Annotated in this window: 15 protein-coding genes; 7 read left to right on the top strand and 8 right to left on the bottom strand. The window is 72.8% G+C overall.

The genetic code is table 11. The features are described 5' to 3' along the window. Positions 1 to 4 precede the first annotated feature (4 nt). Together FED44_RS15365 and FED44_RS15360 are read right to left on the bottom strand one after the other, a co-directional pair. Positions 5 to 739 carry a TNT domain-containing protein gene (locus FED44_RS15365; protein ID WP_111701547.1) on the bottom strand — a complete coding sequence of 245 codons (735 nt, stop codon included), beginning with the start codon at positions 737 to 739 and terminating at the stop codon, positions 5 to 7. Positions 740 to 1,208: 469 nt separating this feature from the next. Then, complete coding sequence (locus FED44_RS15360) at positions 1,209 to 2,273, bottom strand: DUF5925 domain-containing protein (RefSeq protein WP_111701548.1); 1,065 nt, start codon at positions 2,271 to 2,273, stop codon at positions 1,209 to 1,211. Between the two features lie 280 nt (positions 2,274 to 2,553). Between FED44_RS15360 and FED44_RS15355 the strand changes: the two genes are divergently transcribed. The 3 genes from FED44_RS15355 (at position 2,554) to FED44_RS15345 (ending at position 5,075) form a co-directional block, all read left to right on the top strand. Next, positions 2,554 to 3,333, top strand: a complete 780-nt coding sequence (locus FED44_RS15355; RefSeq protein ID WP_111701549.1) for a peptidoglycan recognition protein family protein — start codon at positions 2,554 to 2,556, stop codon at positions 3,331 to 3,333. A gap of 95 nt (positions 3,334 to 3,428) precedes the next feature. Further along, positions 3,429 to 4,445 (top strand): phosphotransferase, encoded by a 1,017-nt coding sequence (locus tag FED44_RS15350; protein WP_208759006.1) that lies wholly within the window; start codon positions 3,429 to 3,431, stop codon positions 4,443 to 4,445. Positions 4,446 to 4,499: 54 nt separating this feature from the next. Beyond that, the gene (locus FED44_RS15345; RefSeq protein WP_138461089.1) at positions 4,500 to 5,075 is read left to right on the top strand and encodes a nucleotidyltransferase domain-containing protein; all 576 of its coding nucleotides are present in this window, start codon (positions 4,500 to 4,502) and stop codon (positions 5,073 to 5,075) included. Between the two features lie 124 nt (positions 5,076 to 5,199). On the opposite strand, the gene FED44_RS15340 is transcribed toward FED44_RS15345, so the two are convergent. Next, positions 5,200 to 5,946, bottom strand: a complete 747-nt coding sequence (locus tag FED44_RS15340; protein WP_138461088.1) for a VOC family protein — start codon at positions 5,944 to 5,946, stop codon at positions 5,200 to 5,202. A 204-nt stretch (positions 5,947 to 6,150) separates the two neighbouring features. On the opposite strand from FED44_RS15340, the gene FED44_RS15335 reads away from it, so the two are divergent. The 4 genes from FED44_RS15335 (at position 6,151) to FED44_RS38085 (ending at position 13,319) form a co-directional block, all read left to right on the top strand. After that, a complete protein-coding gene (locus FED44_RS15335) occupies positions 6,151 to 7,941 on the top strand; it encodes a methylmalonyl-CoA mutase family protein (protein ID WP_138461087.1) in 1,791 nt (596 codons plus the stop codon). Beyond that, a complete protein-coding gene (gene scpA, locus FED44_RS15330) occupies positions 7,938 to 10,067 on the top strand; it encodes a methylmalonyl-CoA mutase (RefSeq protein ID WP_138461086.1) in 2,130 nt (709 codons plus the stop codon). The genes FED44_RS15335 and scpA overlap by 4 nt, the downstream gene beginning before the upstream one ends. After that, positions 10,064 to 11,125, top strand: a complete 1,062-nt coding sequence (meaB, locus tag FED44_RS15325) for a methylmalonyl Co-A mutase-associated GTPase MeaB (RefSeq protein ID WP_138461085.1) — start codon at positions 10,064 to 10,066, stop codon at positions 11,123 to 11,125. Before scpA ends, meaB begins: the two co-directional genes overlap by 4 nt. A gap of 241 nt (positions 11,126 to 11,366) precedes the next feature. Continuing rightward, complete coding sequence (locus FED44_RS38085) at positions 11,367 to 13,319, top strand: CehA/McbA family metallohydrolase (RefSeq protein WP_138461084.1); 1,953 nt, start codon at positions 11,367 to 11,369, stop codon at positions 13,317 to 13,319. Positions 13,320 to 13,335: 16 nt separating this feature from the next. Here FED44_RS38085 and FED44_RS15315 read toward each other — a convergent pair whose 3' ends face one another. From FED44_RS15315 to efeB, 5 genes are all read right to left on the bottom strand, one after another. Continuing rightward, positions 13,336 to 13,956: a hypothetical protein gene (locus tag FED44_RS15315; RefSeq protein WP_111701557.1), complete on the bottom strand. Its 621-nt coding sequence runs from the start codon at positions 13,954 to 13,956 to the stop codon at positions 13,336 to 13,338. Then, a complete protein-coding gene (locus FED44_RS15310) occupies positions 13,943 to 15,508 on the bottom strand; it encodes a VWA domain-containing protein (RefSeq protein ID WP_138461083.1) in 1,566 nt (521 codons plus the stop codon). Before FED44_RS15310 ends, FED44_RS15315 begins: the two co-directional genes overlap by 14 nt. Continuing rightward, positions 15,505 to 16,668 (bottom strand): toxic anion resistance protein, encoded by a 1,164-nt coding sequence (locus FED44_RS15305; RefSeq protein WP_244301953.1) that lies wholly within the window; start codon positions 16,666 to 16,668, stop codon positions 15,505 to 15,507. Before FED44_RS15305 ends, FED44_RS15310 begins: the two co-directional genes overlap by 4 nt. A gap of 56 nt (positions 16,669 to 16,724) precedes the next feature. Continuing rightward, positions 16,725 to 17,861, bottom strand: coding sequence for a hypothetical protein (locus FED44_RS15300; RefSeq protein ID WP_138461082.1), 1,137 nt, complete (start codon positions 17,859 to 17,861; stop codon positions 16,725 to 16,727). Between the two features lie 205 nt (positions 17,862 to 18,066). Next, entirely contained in the window at positions 18,067 to 19,317 is a 1,251-nt protein-coding gene (gene efeB / locus FED44_RS15295) for an iron uptake transporter deferrochelatase/peroxidase subunit (RefSeq protein WP_244301952.1), read from the bottom strand. Between the last annotated feature and the right edge of the window lie 16 nt (positions 19,318 to 19,333).

Genomic DNA, 19,333 nt, shown 5'->3' with positions numbered 1-19,333 from the left:
GCCGTCAGTTGAGCGGGAGGAGGTAGCCGTTTCCGACCAGCCAGCCGATGGAGACCTCGCCGTCGGGGTTGGCCGGCGCGCCGGGGATGTACCGGGCGATCGTGTGGAACTGCTCGCCCTGGCCGGGCTGCTGGAAGGCCGGGGCCGCCGGGCCGCCGTCGACGTAGAACGGCCGGATCACCCGGTAGACGTGATAGTTGCACAGGTGGGGGTCGCCCGGCGCGTTGTTGAGGTTGCTGGGCGGCAGCGCCCGGGCGGGGAACGGCGTGCCGTAGGGGGCGAGGAACGCGCCGGTCTCCCCGCCGAAGCGGTCCACCTTGTATCCGATCGGCAGTTTGACCTGCGTGACGAGCACGCGGGCATTGCTGAACCCGCCCGCGTGCGCGAAGCCGGAGTCCGGAGGGAAGCGGTAGAAGTTGGTGGCCGGGTTCAGATAACGGCGCAGGAAGTCGGCCGGGATGAGGCCGCCGTACCGCCGGTAGCCGGCCAGGATCTCGCTCAGCGGGGAGGTGTGCGGCAGGACCAGCGGTCCGAGGAGCTTGTCGTCCTGCACGAACGGCGGTCCGCAGGGCGTGCCCCAGTTCGCGCTCCGGGCCGGAGGCGCGGCGGCCGGGACGCCCTTGGCGGACCCGGCCGCCGCCTGCCCGGATGTGGCCGAGGCCTGGGCCGGGGCTCCGGTCAGGGCCGCCACGGTGAGGGCGCAGGCGGCCAGGGACGTTTTGCGAGAAAGAACGCGCACGAATTCTCCCGAGAATGCGCATGCAGCATGCGATCTGGACATGGCGCATCAGATCGAGCTGTTTCTGGGAAATCCCGTGATCGCTCTGACGCGATGAACTCGTGCCTACCCGATCTTCATTCAGATGCAGCGCAAGGAATTCGCCGTGACGACCAAAACCCCTGGTGGGCCGGATGTATCAAAGCTGAAAAAAAGCGGATAACGGCGGGTGTGGAGAATGGCGGCAGGCGGTGGGCCGTGCCATTGCGGCGATTCGCGCGGAGGCGGCCGAAATCGAAATGTATGCCGAGACGCTCCCTGCCGGTGAGAGCGCGCGGGGTGTCCCGATGGTGCGGTCACGTGCCCGGCGGTCACGTGCCCGGCCGCGCCTGTCACGTCGGCTGAGCGGCCTCGGCACCCCGAGCGGCGTCCGTGATCGATTCGCTGGCGGACGCAGGTCCCCGGCCCCGGCGGGCCGGGGACCTGTCGCTCAGAGGTACTGCCCGGTGGTGGCGGGCGGCTCGGGGAGGGGCGCAGGACGGCCGTCCCGCAGGGCGAACAGCTCGGCGAGCGTGGCGCCGTCCGGGGGAGTCGCCGCCGCGCCGTCCAGCCACTCCGCCGCCTGTGGCCGGTCGAACCGGCCGACCTCGATCTGGGCGAGGCACCGGCCGGGCCGTACGACGGCCGGGTGGAGCCGGCTGAGGTCCTCGTTCGTCGTGATGGCCACGAGCACGTCCCGGCCCTGGCCCAGCAGCCCGTCGGTCAGGTTGAGCAGGCGCGAGAGGCCCTGGCCCGTCGACTGCTTGGCCTCGGCGCGGATCAGCTCGTCGCAGTCCTCCAGGACGAGCAGCCGCCAGCGCGGCTCCTCGTCGTCGTCGTCCGGGCCGTCCCAGCCGACGGCGACGTCCATCAGGTAGCCGGGGTCGTTGAAGAGCAGTTCGGGGTCGAGCACGCAGTCGACCTGGCACCACGACGCCCACTCGCGCGCCAGCGTACGGAGCAGCGTCGTCTTGCCGGTCCCCGGCGGGCCGTGCAGGAGGATCAGCCGGCCGGCCACGTCGTGGGAGTCGACCGCCATGAGCGCGTCGAGGCGACCGGCGGCCGCCGCCGGGTAGTTCCGCCTGATGTCCTGCCAGGACGAGGTGGTGATCGGCTTGGCGGAGCGGCGGGGGCCGTGGCCCGAGCTCCACCAGAAGCCCATCCGCACGTGGTCGCCGCCCGGCGGCTCCTCCTCCGCGCCCTTGGTCGCCTGCTCCAGGACCGTGCCGGCCAGCTCCTCGCTGACGGCCGTGGCGGTGAGCATCGCCGACCGGTTGAGGTTGCGGACCACCCGCAGCGTCCACCCCTCACCGGCGAACAGCCGGGTCTCGTACCCGTCGGTGTGCTGTGCCACGCGCAGCAGACGGCCACCCTCGGCCGCGAGCGGGGCGTCGGCGCGGACCCGGCTGAGGTTGGTCGTACGCGACCAGGGCTGCTCCCCGGTGGCGAACGGCGACAGCGCGAGGGCGTCGATCACGTCGGCCGGGCTGTCGGCGTCGTCGAGCCAGATCCGCATCGGCAGAGCCGGCGGTCCGGAGGACGGCCCCAACGGTCCGGAGGGTCCGGAAGGCCCGGACGGCGGCGGGGGCGTGGGCATGGACGGCGGAGTGAAGTCGACCTCCCTGACAACGGACATACGGTCATGATCTCGACGTTCGACGTGGATTGTCGACGGATTTATCACTCTATTCAGTTTGCTTGCCGTTTAAGCGGTTTCTTATCGGCAAAAGGCAGTGGTTGCCGAGGAGTTCCCGCTACCCTCGGTGTCCAGTTGTACGGCTTCTACGGAGAGAACTGTGGCCATCGATCTCGTGTCCCGCGCCGACTGGGGGGCGCGCTCGCCCAGGGGCTCGTACTCCTCGCTGGCCTCCACCCGGGGCGTGAAGGTCCACTACACCGGCGGACGCGTGGACCCCGGCATCGTCCGCGACCACGCCAAGTGCGTGGCCATGGTCAAGTCGATCCAGAACTTCCACATGGACGGCAACGGCTGGCTCGACATCGGCTATTCGATGGTCGCGTGCCCGCACCGGAAGGTGTTCGTCGGCCGCGGGCCGGGCCACCTGCCCGCCGCCAACGGCCCCGGCCTGAACTCCGGCCACTACGCCGTGCTCGGCCTGGTCGGCAACGCCGGGCTGGTCCAGCCCACCGACGGGATCCTGCACGCCATCCTCGACGCGGTGGAGTACCTCCGTGCGAAGGGCGGCGCGGGCAAGGAGATCAAGGGCCACCGCGACGGCTACTCCACCGACTGCCCCGGCGACGCCCTGTACGCCTGGGTCAAGAAGGGCGCTCCTCGCCCCGGCGGCACCAGCCTGCCCGATCCCAAGCCCGGACCGCAGCCCACCCAGAAGTGGCCCGGGCGGCTGCTGAAGTATCCCCCGGTGATGCACGGTGACGACGTCCGCGCCTGGCAGTCGCGGATGAAGACACTCGGCTACGACATCACGGTCGACGGCGCGTACGGGCCGGACTCCCAGGAGGCGTGCCGCCGGTTCCAGAAGGACAAGCACCTCGACGTCGACGGGATCGTCGGCAAGCAGACCTGGGACGCGGCCTTCACCGCCAAGTCCTGACCCCGGATCCGGCCTCGGCGCGCCCACGGCCGCCGATGCCGCCAGGCGAGAAATTATCCGCGTCCGGGCCCCGGGATCGGCCACACTTTCGGCGTATGAGGGACAGACCGGCCGACCTGGCGGAGGCCGAGCTCACGAACGCGCTGGCCGAGGGCTGGGGCATGGAGCCCCGCTCAGCCGCGTACCTCCCGGTGGGCGCGGGCAGCCATCACTGGTCGGTGGTGGATCGGAGTGGGCAGGCGTGGTTCGTCAAGGTGGACGACCTCGGCGCCGTGGACGCCGGACGCGATGACGCCTTCCACGGCCTCGAGCGGGCGTTCGGCGTCGCGCTGGCACTGCGCCGGGACGCGGGGCTCGACTTCGTGCTCGCGCCGATCCCGGCCGCGACCGGCGCCCTGGTCCGGCGGTTGACCTCGCGGTACGCCCTGTCGGTGTTCCCGATGGTGGAGGGCGCCGCCGGGCACTTCGGCGCGCACCGGCCCGAGGACCGCGCCGAGCTGGCCGGCCTGCTGGCCGCGTTGCACGAGGCGACCCCGCTCGTGGCGGACGTCGCGCCCCGGTCCGACCTGGCGCTGCCCGGCCGGGACGGGCTGGAGGAGGCGCTGCGGGACCTCGATCGCGAGTGGACCGGCGGGCCGTACGCCGAGCCGGCCCGTGCGCTGCTGACCGCCCATGCCGGGCAGGTGCGGAGGTCGCTCGCAGAGTTCGATTCACGCGTCGAGCAGGTGCGCGACCCTGGAACGGCGTGGGTCGTCACACACGGCGAACCGCACCCCGGCAACATCCTGCGTACCCCGGCCGGTCCGCGACTCGTCGACTGGGACACCGTGCTGGTCGCTCCTCCGGAGCGGGACCTGTGGATGCTCACCCCGGCACTCGCCCGCATGCTCGGCGAGGACGAGACCGGCGACGGCGGCGACGTGCTGGCTCGCTACACCCGCCTCACCGGCCGGGCCGTCACGGCGGCCGGCCTCGCTCTCTATCCTCTCTGGTGGCGGCTCGCCGACATCGCCGCCTTCGTCGACGACCTGCGCCGTCCGCACGGCCCCGGCGGTGACGCCGCCGCGGCGCTGACCTACCTGACCGGTTACCTCGAATCCGGCCGGGACTGACCTGTACGCCCGGGGAGCTCACAAGCGTAAAGATCGTGGCGTAGCGTCCCATACGTGGATGAAGAACGCGCGGCTCGGCACCTGCACGCGATCGACGAGGTGATCGGTCTGGCGGGGGAGATCGGTGTCCAGGTCTGGCTACGCGGCGGCTGGGCGATGGACTTCTACCTCGGTGAGATCACCCGCGACCACAGGGACGTCGACTGGTTCGCCTGGGCGGAGGACGCGCCCGGCCTGGCCGCGAAGCTGACAGGGCGCGGTTACGAACCGATACCCGGCCCGCCGCCCGAGCAGCAACTGGACTTCGGCCGTGGGGACGTGGAACTGAGCTTCGCTCTTCTGGCGACGGACGGAGACGGCCGGGTGGTGGTCGGAGGCGGCCCGTGGAAGGGGGAGCCCTGGCCGGAGGGAATGCTCGACGCGGAGCCCGGCCGGCTGGGCCGCTTGCGGTGCCCGATCATCAGTCCCGCCGCGCAGATCGAGATCAAGCGGATGATGCCGGTCTGGGTTCCCGGGGTGCCCCGCCGCCCCAAAGACCTCGAAGACGTCGCCCGGCTGCAGGCCGCCATGTACGAAAGAAGGCACAGGCAATCGGAGGTCGGGCCCAGAAGCCGGACCCCCCATTCCTGACGCCGGGAGCGCTTCCCGCTGCCTCGACCACTCCGAGAGACGCGGGTAACCGTCGTCCGCGGTCCGGGCGGGGCGTGGCGGCACCTCCCGCCCGCGCACCGGAGAGTGTCGTTCAGGCTCCGCGTCAGGAGAGGGCGAGGACGCAGAACTCGTGGCCCTCCGGGTCGGCCAGGCACGTCCACGGGACGTCGCCCTGGCCGAGGTCGAGGTCGGTGGCGCCGAGGGCCCGCAGCCGGGCCACCTCCGCCGCTTTGTCGTCACCGGGGTACGGCAGCAGGTCGAGATGGACGCGGTCCGGCACGGTCTTCACGCCGGGCGTGCGGAGGAACTCCAGATATGGGCCGACGCCCTTGGCGGAGCGCAGCGTCGCCTGGTCGCCGGTCACCTCGTGCAGGGTCCAGTCCATCGCCTCGCCCCAGAACCGGGCCATAGCCCGCGGGTCCGCGCAGTCGACCACCACCGCGGCGATCGGGCCGGTGTCCCGGTACCTCTCCCGGGGCTCCAGCACGCAGAACTCGTTGCCCTCCGGATCGGCCAGAACCGTCCACGGCACGTCGCCCTGGCCGACATCCGCCGGCGTCGCACCGAGATCCACCAGGCGCGCGACCAGGTCCGCCTGATGGGCCGCCGAGGTGGTGGCGAGATCGAGGTGCACCCGGTTCTTCGCCGTCGTCTTGGGTTCCGGGACGGTGACGACGTCGACGCACACGGCGACCGGGTGCGGCCAGACGAGGTCGCCGGCGGGTGCGGCGTAGGTGGTCACGCCGGATCCTCCGCTGTGAACGGTCCAGCCGAGCGCCTCCGCCCAGAACCGGCCGACCGCCGCGTGATCGACGGCCTTGATGTTCACCATGACAGGTCGCAGCGCCATGCCGCCCGATCCTAGGCGTCCTGCGTACGACATCCGCGGGCGCCGTCGCCAGACGGAGACCGGCTCTCTCCCGCGTCGCCGGTGCCGGGGACGCCTCCGTGAGGCGTCCGGGCGACGCTCGCCGTCCCCAGATTCGGGACCCGGGGACCCCAGACTCGGGGGCAGTTGCCCCGCCGACGCGAGAATCCCCATAGCATCCGGTTCATGACGGTGCCGCCTGTTGAACTCGACGACCTCGCCGATCCCACCGCAGGATTTCCGCAGGCAACGCGGGAACGGTGGCGCGCGCTCGCGCTCGGGGTGCTGCGCAAAACCGGCTGGGAGGGGACGGACGACGCGGCCGAGGACGCCCTGTCGACCATCTCCTATGACGGTGTCCGGATCGCCGCGCTGTACGACGCGAGCGACCTGCCCGACGCGCCGCGCGTGGTCCGCGGACCCGGCCTGTGGGACGTGCGGCAGCGGCACGCCGACCCCGACCCGGCCGTCACCCGCGAGGCGATCCACGCCGACCTGGAGAACGGCGTCACCTCCCTCTGGCTCGACCTGACCTCGATCGACCCCGCCGCGCTGCCGGCCGTGCTGGACGGCGTCCTGCTCGACCTCGCCCCGGTCGTCCTCGACGCCGGGCCCCGTACGGCGGAGGCGGCGGAGGCGTTCCTGCGCCTGGCCGGGGACGTGGCGCTGCCCGGCGGGAACCTCGGCGCCGACCCGATCGGGCTGGCGGCCCGCACCGGCGCGCCGGCCGTCCTGGACGACGCGGTATCGCTCGCCCGCCGCTGCGCGACGGATCACCCCGGCCTGCGGGCGATCACCGTCGACGCGCTGCCGTACCACGACGCGGGCGGCGCGGACGCCGACGAGCTCGGCTGCTCGATCGCGACCGGCGTGGCCTACCTGCGGGCGCTGACCGGCGCGGGACTGCCGGTGGAGCAGGCGCTGGGCCAGATCGAGTTCCGGTACGCCGCGACCGCCGACCAGTTCCTCACGATCGCCAAGCTGCGGGCGGCGCGGCGGATGTGGGCGCGGGTGGCCGAGGTCGCCGGAGGGTCGGGGCGCCAGCTTCAGCACGCCGTCACGTCCTCGGCGATGATGACCGTGCGGGACCCCTGGGTGAACATGCTGCGCACGACCCTGGCCTGTTTCGCGGCCGGGACGGGCGGGGCCGACGCGGTGACCGTGCAGCCGTTCGACGCCTGCCTCGGGCTGCCCGACGCGTTCGCCCGGCGCATCGCGCGCAACACGCAGGCGCTGCTGGTGGAGGAGGCCGGCGTGGCCCGGGTGGCCGACCCCGCCGGGGGCTCGTGGTACGTGGAGCGGCTCACCGACGACCTCGCCCGCCGGGCCTGGGAGTGGTTCCAGGAGATCGAGCGGTCCGGCGGGATGGCCGCGGCGCTGGAGCGGCTGGTCCCGGAGCGACTGGCGGAGACGCGCGCCGCGCGGGCGGTGAACATCGCCCACCGGCGGGACCCGATCACCGGGGTCAGCGAGTTCCCCGACCTGGGGGAGAGACCGGTCACCCGGAGGCCGGGCCCCGGCCTCGCCCGTACGCCCGGCGACGGGCTGCCGCTGGTGCGCCACGCCGAGGAGTTCGAGGCGCTGCGCGACCTCGCCGACGCGCAGCCGAGCCGGCCCACGGTGTTCCTCGCCACCATCGGGCCGATCGCCGCGCACACCGCGAGGGCGACGTTCGCGGCCAACCTGTTCGCCGCGGGCGGCATCGCGACGGTCGCCGGCGGGCCGGGCACCGACCCGGCCGCGATCGCCGCGGCGTTCCGCGAGTCCGGCGCCCCCGTGGCCTGCCTGTGCTCCAGCGACCGCCTGTACGGCGAGCACGCGGCGGCGGTCGCGGCGGCGCTCCGTGAGGCGGGGGCGCGGAAGGTGTGGCTGGCGGGGAAGGGCGAGTATGAAGGGGTGGACGCCAACGTGTACGCGGGATGCGACGCGCTCGGGGTGCTCCGCACGACGTTCGACGACCTGGGAGTGAGCCGATGATTCCGGATTTCTCGGAGATAGATCTGGGATCGGGCGCCGCCGCGCCGGAGGTCCCCGGCGGCGGGCCGGCGTGGGAGACCCCCGAGGGCATCGCGGTGAAGCCGTTCTACACGGCCGCCGACCTCGGGGCGGACGGCGCCCCACGGACCTATCCCGGTCTCGCGCCGTTCCTGCGCGGCCCGTATCCCACGATGTACGTCACGCAGCCGTGGACCATCCGGCAGTACGCCGGGTTCTCCACCGCGGAGGCGTCCAACGCGTTCTACCGGCGCAACCTCGCCGCCGGGCAGAAGGGCCTGTCGGTCGCCTTCGACCTCGCGACCCACCGGGGCTACGACTCCGACCACCCGCGCGTCGCGGGCGACGTCGGCATGGCGGGCGTGGCGATCGACTCGATCTACGACATGCGGCAGCTGTTCGAGGGGATCCCGCTCGACCGGATGAGCGTGTCGATGACCATGAACGGGGCGGTGCTGCCGATCCTGGCGCTCTACATCGTCGCCGCCGAGGAGCAGGGGGTCACGCCCGACAAGCTGGCGGGGACCATCCAGAACGACATCCTCAAGGAGTTCATGGTCCGCAACACCTACATCTACCCGCCGGGCCCGTCGATGCGGATCATCTCCGACATCTTCGAGTACACCTCCCGGAACATGCCGAAGTTCAACTCCATCTCGATCTCCGGCTACCACATCCAGGAGGCCGGGGCGACCTGCGACCTGGAGCTCGCGTACACGCTGGCCGACGGCCTGGAGTATCTGCGGGCGGGCGTCGGGGCCGGGCTCGGCATCGACGAGTTCGCGCCGCGGCTGTCGTTCTTCTGGTGCATCGGCATGAACTTCTTCATGGAGGTGGCCAAGCTCCGCGCCGCCCGGCTGCTGTGGGCCCGCCTGGTGAAGGGCTTCGGGCCGGAGAACCCCAAGTCGCTGTCGCTGCGCACGCACAGCCAGACGTCGGGCTGGTCGCTGACCGCGCAGGACGTGTTCAACAACGTCGTACGGACCTGCGTGGAGGCGATGGCGGCCACCCAGGGGCACACCCAGTCGCTGCACACGAACGCGCTGGACGAGGCGCTCGCGCTGCCGACCGACTTCTCGGCGCGGATCGCGCGCAACACCCAGCTTCTGCTCCAGCAGGAGTCGGGCACCGGCCGGGTGATCGACCCGTGGGGCGGCTCCCACTACGTGGAGTGGCTGACCCGTGAGCTGGCCCGGGCGGCGTGGAAGCACATCCAGGAGGTCGAGCAGGCCGGCGGCATGGCGAGGGCCATCGACCAGGGGCTGCCCAAGATGCGCATCGAGGAGGCGGCCGCCCGCACGCAGGCGCGCATCGACTCCGGCGGCCAGCCGGTGATCGGCGTCAACAAGTACCGCCTCGAGGCCGACGAGCCGATCGAGGTGCTGAAGGTCGACAACACGGCGGTGCGCGACCAGCAGATCGAGAAGCTGCGCAGGCTCCGCGAGGAGCGCTCGGCCGACGCGGTCGCCGGGGCGCTGGAGGCGCTGACCAAGGGCGCGGCGAGCGGGGAGAACCTGCTGGAGCTGGCGGTGAACGCGGCCAGGGCCAAGGCGACCGTCGGGGAGATCTCCGACGCGCTGGAGAAGGTCTTCGGACGGCACGCCGCCCAGATCCGTACGATATCGGGGGTGTACCGGGCGGAGGTGGGCGGCGCCGCGGACCAGGTCCGCGAGGCGAGCGCGCAGTTCGAGAAGGCGGAGGGCCGCAGGCCCCGGATCCTCGTCGCGAAGATGGGCCAGGACGGCCACGACCGGGGCCAGAAGGTGATCGCGAGCGCCTTCGCCGACCTCGGCTTCGACGTCGACGTCGGCCCGCTGTTCCAGACGCCCGAGGAGGTCGCCCGGCAGGCTGTCGAGGCGGACGTCCACGTGGTCGGGGTCTCCTCGCTCGCGGCCGGGCACCTGACGCTGGTGCCCGCGCTGCGCGAGGCGCTCGCCGGCCTCGGCGCGGCGGACATCATGATCGTGGTCGGCGGGGTGATCCCGCCCGGCGACGTGGCGGAGCTCCGGGCCGCGGGCGCCTCGTCGATCTTCCTGCCCGGCACGGTGATCGCCGACGCCGCGCTGGAGCTGCTGGGCGAGCTGTCGGCACGGCTGGGCCACAAGTGACCGCACCGGTGGTCGAGGACTACGTCGAGGGCGTGCTGTCGGGCGACCGGCGGTGGACCGCCCGGGCGATCACGCTGGTGGAGTCGACCAGGGCCGATCACCGGGAGCTGGCGCAGCGGCTGCTGGTCGAGCTCACCCCGCACGCCGGGAAGGCCCGCAGGGTCGGGGTGTCGGGGGTGCCGGGGGTCGGCAAGTCGACCTTCATCGAGGCCCTCGGCACCTATCTCACCGGTCAGGGGCACCGGGTGGCCGTGCTGGCCGTCGATCCCTCGTCGCGGCGCTCGGGCGGCAGCATCCTGGGGGACAAGACCCGGATGGCCAAGCTGTCGGCCGACCCGGACGCCTTCATCCGGCCGTCCCCGACCGCCGGGACGCTCGGCGGCGTGGCGAAGGCCACGAGGGAGGCGGTCGTCGTCGTGGAGGCGGCCGGCTACGACGTCGTGCTCGTCGAGACCGTCGGCGTCGGCCAGTCGGAGACCGCGGTCGCCGACATGGTCGACACGTTCCTGCTGCTCACCCTCGCCCGTACGGGAGACCAGCTCCAGGGGATCAAGAAGGGCGTGCTGGAGCTCGCGGACGTGATCGCGGTCAACAAGGCCGACGGCGAGCACGAGACGGCCGCGCGCAGGGCCGCGCGGGAGCTGTCCGGGGCGCTCCGGCTGCTGCGTTCGACCACACCGGTGCTGACCTGCAGCGGGCTCACCGGCGCGGGCCTGGAGGAGCTGTGGGCGCACGTGGTGCGTCACCAGGAGGGCGCCGACCTCGCCGGCCGGCGCAGCCGCCAGCAGGTCGAGTGGACGTGGGCGCTGGTCACCGACCGCCTGCTGGCCATGCTGCGGGAGACGGTCGCGCCGCTCGCGCCGGAGATCGAGCGGCGGGTCCTCGACGGCACCCTCACCCCGGCCCTCGCCGCCGACCGCATTCTCGCGGCCTTCCTGCCCGCCGCTCCCGACGCGTCGGGCACCATCGGGGGCACCACCGGGGGCGCCGCCGGCCCGGACGCCGGGAAGAGCCCGGCGCCCGGCGCGGGCACCGCCGCGGAGGCCCCGCCCGCCTGACGCGCCCGCCTGACCCACGGGCCCCGCCCGCCTGACGCACGGGGCGCCGCCGGGACCCGCCGCGTGCGCCGGCGGAGGGGCGGGGACGGAACGCCGGTGGAATCCTGGGGGCACTCGGGTCATCACCTTTCCCCCGGGTGAGACAGATCGCTACCCGCGGGCCCGGGCACGTGCAATTGCACGTTTTCCCCGGCCGAAACCGTGCCACGATGTGGCCGCTTTCGACTACGGGGAGGTGCGAATGACCCACGACCCGATGACGCCGCCACAGGTGGAGCGGGCGCTGCGGGAGTACGGCGCGTTGCTGGCCGCGCACGGGATCACCTGGGGTGAGCCGCCGCTGGGATACGTCCGGATGATGCCGTTCCTCCGGTTTCCCCCGGTGGCCGGGCGGATGGCTCACGGGCCCGACCTCGACGCGGCCTTCCGGGACGCGCTGGACGGAGAGGTCCCCCGGGGCCTGGTGGTGCTGCGACTGACCCCGGACGGCCGCCGCCTGGAGCACGGACCGGCCCGGCCGCTGCTGTCACCGGGGGCCGTCCCCGTCGTCCTGCTGGTCGACTCCGCACTGCCGGGCCCGGTGGAGGTGACGGCCGGTGGCGTGCCGTATGCAATCGCCGCGGGCGGCGCCCGGCTCCTCGACGTCACGACCGCGACCACGCTGACCGTGGACGGCGAGGCGGTGGACCTGTCCGGGCTCACCCGGCCGGCCCGGGCCGCGCGGCTGCGCCTGCGCGCGGGCTTCCCCTGCCGCTGGAGCGTGACGTCCCGGGACGGCCAGGGGTGGTACCCGGACGGCGCGCCGGAGCGGCGGGACAACGACGACGTGCCGTTCTTCCACGGCGACGACCTCGTGCTCGCCGTCCCCGCCGAGCCCGTCGCGATCAGGGTGACCCGCGGCATGGAGTACGGCGTGGCCGAGACCACGGTGGTCCCGAGGGAGGGGGAGGAGACGCTGGTCGGGCTGACGCCGCAACGGCTGTACGACGCCGCCGCCCGGGGCTGGTACGGCGCGGACCTGCACGTCCACCTGAACTGGGCGGGTGACCTGGTCGCGGCCCCGGCCGAGGCGGCGGCGGCGCAGCACGGCGAGGACCTGCACGTGCTGAACCTCGTCGCCGGGAACGTCGCGGGCGACCGGGTCTACGACCTGGAGGCGTTGCGGCACTGGGCCGGTCGCGACCTGCCGTGGTCGGACGCCGGGCACGTGGCCCGGATGGGCGTGGAGTACCGCAACGACCTCTTCGGCCACGTCCACGTGTTCGGGATCGCCGCGCCGCCGGCCGTCTGCCACACCGGCTTCGGCGCGGACGCCGACTGGCCGCCCAACGGGACGGTCTGCGGCGACCTGCGGGAGCCGCGCGCCGTGCTGGGGTACGCCCACCCCTTCCACGGCCCGGTCTCCTCGCCCGAGGACGTCGTCGCGGGCGGCGCCAGGAACTGCTCCGGCCGTGCCCTCGTGGTGGACGCCGCGCTCGGCCTGGTCGACGGGATGGAGGTGCTGCACTTCAGCGACCTGTCGGCCACGCCGGGGACCGCCGAGGTCTACCGGAGGCTGCTCGGCGCGGGCAACCGCCTCGCCGCGCTCGCCGGGACCGACGCCATGCTGTCGTTCACCCGCCAGGACACGGTCTCCAGCCCGCCGGGCTGGGAACGCGTCTACGCCCGCGTGGACGGCCCGCTCGGCGCCGACTCGTTCGCCGAGGCCGTACGGCGGGGCCGCACGTTCGCCACCACCGGACCCTGGCTGGAGCTCACGGTGGACGGCCTGGGCCCGGGGGAGACGCTCAACCTGGACGGCGGCGAGACGGTCACGGTCCGGGCGCGGACCGTCGGGCCGGAGGTGGAGCACCTGGAGATCCGCACCGCGGACGGTGTGACGGCCGAGGGACCGGGTCCCGAGATCACCGTGTCCCTGACGGTGGACGCGCCGGCCTACGTGGTCGCGGTCGCCCGCGGCGGCGCCCATCCGCGGTCCCCCGGCGGCCGGGCGTACGCCCACACGAGCCCGGTCCACCTCGACGTGCGGGGACGGCACGTGGCCCGCCCGGAGGACGTCCGGTGGTGCCTGCGCTGGCTCGACCTGCTCGACGAGCTGATCAGGAGCCGGGCCCGGCTGCACACCAGGGCCCAGCTCCGCGATCATCTCGACCTCGTCGAGAAGGCCAGGGCGGTGTACGAGTCGCGCCTGTGACGCCGGCCCTCCCGCTCTACAAGTCGAGTGAAGAGCCGCCGAAGCGGTCCCGCAGGAACCGGCCCTGGTCCCTGAGGGCCTGCTCGTCCCCCTGGTAGACGGCCTCCGCGACGGCCGACAGCCCCGACTCCAGCAGGCCGAGCTGGGCCATCAGCTCCTCGTGCGCGCTGCGCTCACGCGACCCCCGCCGGGTCAGCGCGTACGACCTGGGCAGGTTGGCGTACGCCTCCAGGCTGGTGGGCAGGTAGTCGCGGACGGCCTGCGAGACGACGTGCAGGTGGTCGGGGGCGGAGGTGAGCGCCTCCGCCCTGGCCAGCACCTCACGCAGGATCCCGGCGAGGTCGCCGACCTTCGCCACCACGTCCTCGGGGAAGCGGGCGGTCGTCACCTTCGCCACGAGGGTGTCCAGGTCGGCCCGCAGCGCGCGCGTCTCCACCTCCGCGTGGGAGATCGTCAGCCGGACCCGGTCGGGCGGGGTGAGCAGGGCGCCCACGCCGTACAGCCCGGCGACGACCACCGGCCACAGCGACCCGGCGAGTCCGAGGAAGTGCAGCGCGAGACCGCCCAGCGCGAGCGCGGAGCCGACGATGTTCCGCAGCGAGCCGAGGTAGGCGAGGACGCGGTCACTGGTAGCCACGGATCTCCTTGAACGCCGAGGCGAGGGACGCCTGCCGGGCGTCGAACACCGCGCCGCCGGTCAGATCGGAGACCTGGCGCATCTCGGAGACGTCGCTGTCGCCGAACAGCACGACGAACGTGGGGACGTGGGTGTTCAGCGTCCGGTGGAAGGCGGCGAAGTCCTCGTAGGAGGAGCCGTCGGTGTTCTCGCCGTCGGTCATCAGGACCACCGAGGTGAAGCTTCCGCCGTCCTGCTCGCTCCCGAGCGTCTGGTACGCCGCGCGCAGGCCGTCGTAGATGGCGGTGCCGCCCCCGGCCTCCAGGCCGTCGCCGTACGCCCGGATCCGGGCCAGGACCGGTGCGGGGTCGCCCTCCGGCACGGTGAACGTGCTCCCCGGGCCGGTCCCGGTGTTGAACGGCAGCAGGGTGACCGTCTCCCGGTCGCGGAACCGGGAGAACCGCCCGGACACGGAGGTGTCCGCGCCGGTCAGCGTGGCGAGCGCCGCCCTGAGCGCCGCGATGCGGTCGCCCTCCATCGACCCGGAGGTGTCCAGCACGAACAGCGTGCGCGACGGGCGGCGCACCTTGTTCAGGTACGCGCTGATCAGCGCGTCGGCGGCGCTGCGCCGGTTGGGGAAGGGCAGCTCCAGCAGCGGGGCCGTGCCGAACCTGGCGTCGGGCGGCACCTCGGGCACGATGGGCCGGCGGGCCGTGGTCGTCATGATCTCTCGTTGCGCAACCGGGGTGCGCAGCCAGGCCGCCAGCTTGCCGTACTGCGCCTTCTTCGGCGAGGACGCGAGCAGCGTGAGCGGGTAGTCCGCGGTGACGACGCCGTCCGCCGGGTAGACCAGTGTGAGCGGCTCGCCTCCGGCGGAGCGCAGGCCGAGCAGCACGGACTCGTAGTTGATCAGCCCGTCCACGTCGGCGCGACGGCGGAAGGCGTCGGCGAGCCAGCCGGAGGAGCCGGCGGTGAGGGTCTGGGCGGCGAAGAACCCGGTCAGCTTGGGGGTGACGGCCGTGATCTGGGTCTGGTCGAGCGCCTCGCCCGCGTCCGACAGCGCCGCCGCCACCCCGACCAGGGCGGAGAAACCGGAGTTGGACGACGCAGGGTTGGTCATGCCGAAGGTGAAGCGGTGTCCGGCGGCGGCTTCGGCGATGTCGGTCCAGGTGACCTCGCCGGTGTCCCAGTGCAGCTCGCGGGCCTTGGCGCGGGTGAGGCCGAGGACGACCGGGGACACCATGATCTTGGTCTGGGTGGACAGGCGCGCGGTCGCCCCGTCGATCAGGGACAGGTAGCGGTTGGAGGAGAACCAGACGGCGTCGTAGCGGCCGTCCGCGGCGCCGCTCGCCACCTGCTCGGCGCCGTCCAGGGTGCCGGTGTAGGAGAGCGACACCTTCACGCCCGCCGCTCCGGCCGCCTTGGCGAGCAGCGGCTCCAGGTCCTTGATCTCGCTGCCCGCCAGGACGCGCAGTACGGCGGGGTCGTCCGGCGGGGACTCGGCTCCGCCGCCCGAGCAGGCGCCCGTGGCGGCCAGCAGCAGGGCCAGGGCGGCCGTGACCGCTCGCCTCATGACGCGGCCTCGTCGGCGCGGCGGGACCGCTCCAGGTAGGCCCGGGCGTGGTCGAGCTCCACGGTGAGGTTGCCGACGGTGACGGCCATGCTCTCCACGGCCTTGGCCCGGAAGCCGTCGATCATGTCCATCGTCGAGTAGACGTTGTCGAACGCCTTGCTCAGCGTCTCCATGCTCACCGTCGTGGCGGCGGCCTGGGTCTGGATGTCCCCGGCCTGGGTGCGCAGCATCTCGCTGGTGGCGAGGATCAGGTCGGAGGTGGTGGCGTTCAGCGCCGTGATCTGGTCGAGCACGAGCTTCTGGTTGGCCAGGGCCTGGGCCACGGTGACGGCCGTGCGCAGCGCCGCGATCGTCGTGGTGGTCGCCCGCTCCACCCCCTTGATCAGCTCCAGGTTGTTCTTGCGCACCAGGTCGAGCGCGAGGTAGCCCTGGGCCGACACGGCGAGCTGGGTCAGCAGGTCCTGGTGCTTCTGGCGCACCCCGAAGAGCGCGTCCGACCGCAGGGCGTTCGCCTTCTCCGGGTCGGTGAGCTCGATCCGGTCGATCCGCTCCTGCAGGGCCGAGTCGAGCGCCGCCGCCAGCACGGCGTACTCCTGGAGCTTCGTCATCGACTCCCAGAGGTTCGCCTTCTCGCCCTCGATCGCCGCGTTGTCCTTGCGCAGCTCGTCCTGCCCGGACTTCAGCGCCCGGATGATGTCGTCGATGTGCTTCTGCGCGCTGCGGTACCTGGCGAAGTAGTCGCGCAGCCGGTCGCCGAACGGGATGACGCCCAGCAGCCGCCGGGTGCCCGCGGTCGCCTGCTTCGGGTCGAGGTCGACGATCGTCCGGCGCAGCGCCACGAGCTGCCCGGCGACCCGCGCCTGACCGTCGGCGCCCTCACCCTTGGCCGAGGCCAGCGCCGCCACCGGGCGCCTGAGCATCCGGTTTGCCACCTGGGACGAGGCGCGGATCTCCGAGTCGCCCATCGAGGTGATGTCGTGCACCTTCCTGGTGAACTCCGGCGACCGGTGGTCGAGCGTGCCGAGCTCGTCGGCGAAGCCGGCCGCCTTCCGGGCGAGCTCGCCGGCGCGCTCGCCGGGGAGCGGCAGCATGGTGGCCGCCTTCTCGACCGGCACCGCGGCCACCGGGGCGGGCGGGGTCAGCACGAGATCTTCGGACACGGATGTCCTCTCTTCCTGGGACTCTTCCTGGAAACTGTCTTCCTGGACAAGGGGGGTCAGGACGACGGCTTCGCACCGGCCAGATAGCGCCGCTCGATGGTCGCGACGAGCTCCTCCAGACGGTCGTAGGCGGGCGGCTCGACCACGTCGACCAGGCTTCCGGGGACCGGCGCCTTCGCCTTGGCCGCCAGGTCCGCGAACACCCCGGGATCGGCGGTGCGGAAGCCGTGCCTCGCGGCGAGCCGGGCGAACTCCGGGTCCTCCTGCAGCAGCCGCCCGACCTCGGCGGCCCGGGCCGTGAGCGGCACGAGCGTGTGCTTGCTCAGCACGGTCGGCGCGGGGTAGATCAGCCGCATGTCGGGGCGGACGGCCCCGCCGCCCGCGAACAGCCGCGCGGCGTACTGCGCCTCGTAGATCACCACCATCGGGGTCTTGCCGATCCCGAGCGCGAGATAGTCCTCGAAGGGCGCCTCGGTGCTCGACTCGGAGTAGCCCTGGTCGAGGAAGAGCGGCGCGATCTTCGCGGCCGCGGCCGCGACCTGCTCACGGGAACTCACGACGTCGTCGCCGTTGGCCACGTAGCTGGTCGCCGCGAGGTACATGGCGGCGGAGTTCGACGTGCGGACGTCGGTGGTGGTCAGCAGGACCCGCTTGCGCGCCCGGTAGGCGGTGTTGCCGGGCAGCGCGTCCCAGCGGGTGCCCCGGGCGACGAGGTCGAGGAACCGCCGCAGGTCGAGGACCTGGTAGCCCGAGCCCGAGTCGCGCACCACCCCCGCCTTCGCCAGCACGTCCACGATCGGCTGGAAGGTCGCGACGGCCATCGGTGAGTAGAACGGCGAGTACGTCCGGGCGATCTTGCGCGTCTGCCGGATCTTCTCCGCCGCCGGGACGCTGGAGGGGAAGGCGAAGTCGTACGGACGCAGGTCCACGGTGGACGCGATCTCGCGGGAACCGGCGGTGTCGACCTCGACCCGCAGCCCGTGCCTGGCGAACGCCGCCCTGACCGCGCCGTCGTCGAAGAAGGGTTTCTTCTCCGAGCCGATGACGCCGCGGACCGTCGTGAGCGCTCCCTGCCCGTCACCCCGCCCGTCGCCCTGTCCGTCACCGCCGCCCCGGTCGTCGCCGAGCACGAGGGCGAGGACGACGGCCACACCCAGCAGCAGCGCCAGCCCGACCCCGATCCAACGCTTCATTCCCCGGTTTCCTTCGCCCCGTGCCTCTGAATTCCCCGTACCCGAATTATGGGAGAAAAGGGAAATTCGCGGGCGGAAGGAAAGAGGGATCCCGAGGAATTCCACGCATGTTCACGGTGAATTCATCGAAGCGGCGATCGGGGTCTCTCCGGCCGGAATTCAGTTGTCTCGAAAAGGGACAAAGCGCTATTTCAAGGACACGTGCTCAGGTGAACAGCGTGCGGCCCCAGTAGTCGCCGCCGTCGACCACCCCGGGCGGGCAGGCGAACAGGCCGCTGGAGACGTGCTTGATGTACTCGTTCAGCGAGTCCTTCTGCGACAGCATGCGCTGGATCGGCACGAACTGCTTGCGCGGGTCGCGCTGGTAGGCGATGAAGAACAGGCCGGCGTCGAGCCGTCCGAGGCCGTCGGAGCCGTCCACGAAGTTGTAGCCGCGCCGCAGCAGCCGCGCGCCGCCGTGCGCGTCGGGGTGCGCGAGCCGTACGTGTGCGTCGCCGGCGATCGCCGGCTGCCCGTCCGGGCCCTTCGCGGCGAAGTCCGGCGCGTCGAACTCGTCCTTGCCGGTTAGCGGCGCGCCCTTGCCCTTGTCCCGGCCGAAGATGGCCTCCTGCTCGGCCAGCGGGGCGCGGTCCCAGGTCTCGATGTGCATCCTGATCTTGCGGGTGACGAGGTAGGCGCCGCCGTCCATCCAGGCCGGTCCGTCGCCGGGCGCGGCCCACAGGTGGTCGCGCAGCATGGAGGTGTCCTCCAGCTTGAGGTTGTTGGTGCCGTCCTTGAAGCCCATCAGGTTGCGCGGCGTCGCCTGGGCCCGGGAGGTGGACGAGGTGCGGCCGAAGCCGAGCTGCGAGTAGCGCACGGAGACCTTGCCGAAGCCGATGCGGGCGAGGTTGCGGATCGCGTGCACCGCCACCTGGGGGTCGTGCGCGCACGCCTGCACGCAGATGTCCCCGCCCGAGATCTGGGGCTGGAGGTCCTCGCCCGGGAAGGCGGGCAGGTCGGCCAGCGCCGCGGGCCTGCGGTCGGCGAGGCCGAACCGGTCGTCGAACAGCGAGGGGCCGAAGCCGACGGTCAGCGTCAGGCCGGACGCGGGCAGGCCGAGGGCCTCGCCGGTGTCGTCCGGCGGCGCCTCCGGCGCGCCGCCCACCGCGCCGAAGGTGCCGGCGTCCCTGCCCTGGGTCATCCGGGCCGCGGCCGCCGTCCACTCCTGGAGCAGCTCCACCAGTTCGCCCCGGTCCTTCGTGATCACGTCGAAGGCCACGAAGTGGAGCCGGTCCTGGGCGGGTGTGGTGATGCCGGCCTGGTGGGCGCCGTAGAAGGGGACGGCGTCGGAGGTGGCGGAGGCGTACGCGACCGGCTGCTCCGCGAGGGAGCGGGTGGCGAGCGCGCCCGCCCCGACGGCGGCGACTCCCGCCGCGCCGAGGCCGAACAGCCGCCTGCGGCTCAAGCCCTCGCTCACGATGCCTCCCCGCCTC

The organism is Microbispora triticiradicis (assembly GCF_005864065.1).
Lineage (GTDB): Bacteria > Actinomycetota > Actinomycetes > Streptosporangiales > Streptosporangiaceae > Microbispora > Microbispora triticiradicis.
Note: the sequence above shows the minus strand (reverse complement) of the source record. Positions and strands in the feature narration are given on the sequence as shown.

Bases quoted from the DNA above. Each gene is read 5' to 3' on its own strand.
- FED44_RS15350 (WP_208759006.1), top strand. From the start codon at position 3,429: ATGAGGGACAGACCGGCCGACCTGGCGGAGGCCGAGCTCACGAACGCG.
- FED44_RS15335 (WP_138461087.1), top strand. From the start codon at position 6,151: ATGACGGTGCCGCCTGTTGAACTCGACGACCTCGCCGATCCCACCGCA.
- scpA (WP_138461086.1), top strand. From the start codon at position 7,938: ATGATTCCGGATTTCTCGGAGATAGATCTGGGATCGGGCGCCGCCGCG.
- FED44_RS15310 (WP_138461083.1), bottom strand. From the start codon at position 15,508: ATGAGGCGAGCGGTCACGGCCGCCCTGGCCCTGCTGCTGGCCGCCACG.
- FED44_RS15360 (WP_111701548.1), bottom strand. From the start codon at position 2,273: ATGCGGATCTGGCTCGACGACGCCGACAGCCCGGCCGACGTGATCGAC.
- FED44_RS38085 (WP_138461084.1), top strand. From the start codon at position 11,367: ATGACCCACGACCCGATGACGCCGCCACAGGTGGAGCGGGCGCTGCGG.
- FED44_RS15300 (WP_138461082.1), bottom strand. From the start codon at position 17,861: ATGAAGCGTTGGATCGGGGTCGGGCTGGCGCTGCTGCTGGGTGTGGCC.
- FED44_RS15340 (WP_138461088.1), bottom strand. From the start codon at position 5,946: ATGGCGCTGCGACCTGTCATGGTGAACATCAAGGCCGTCGATCACGCG.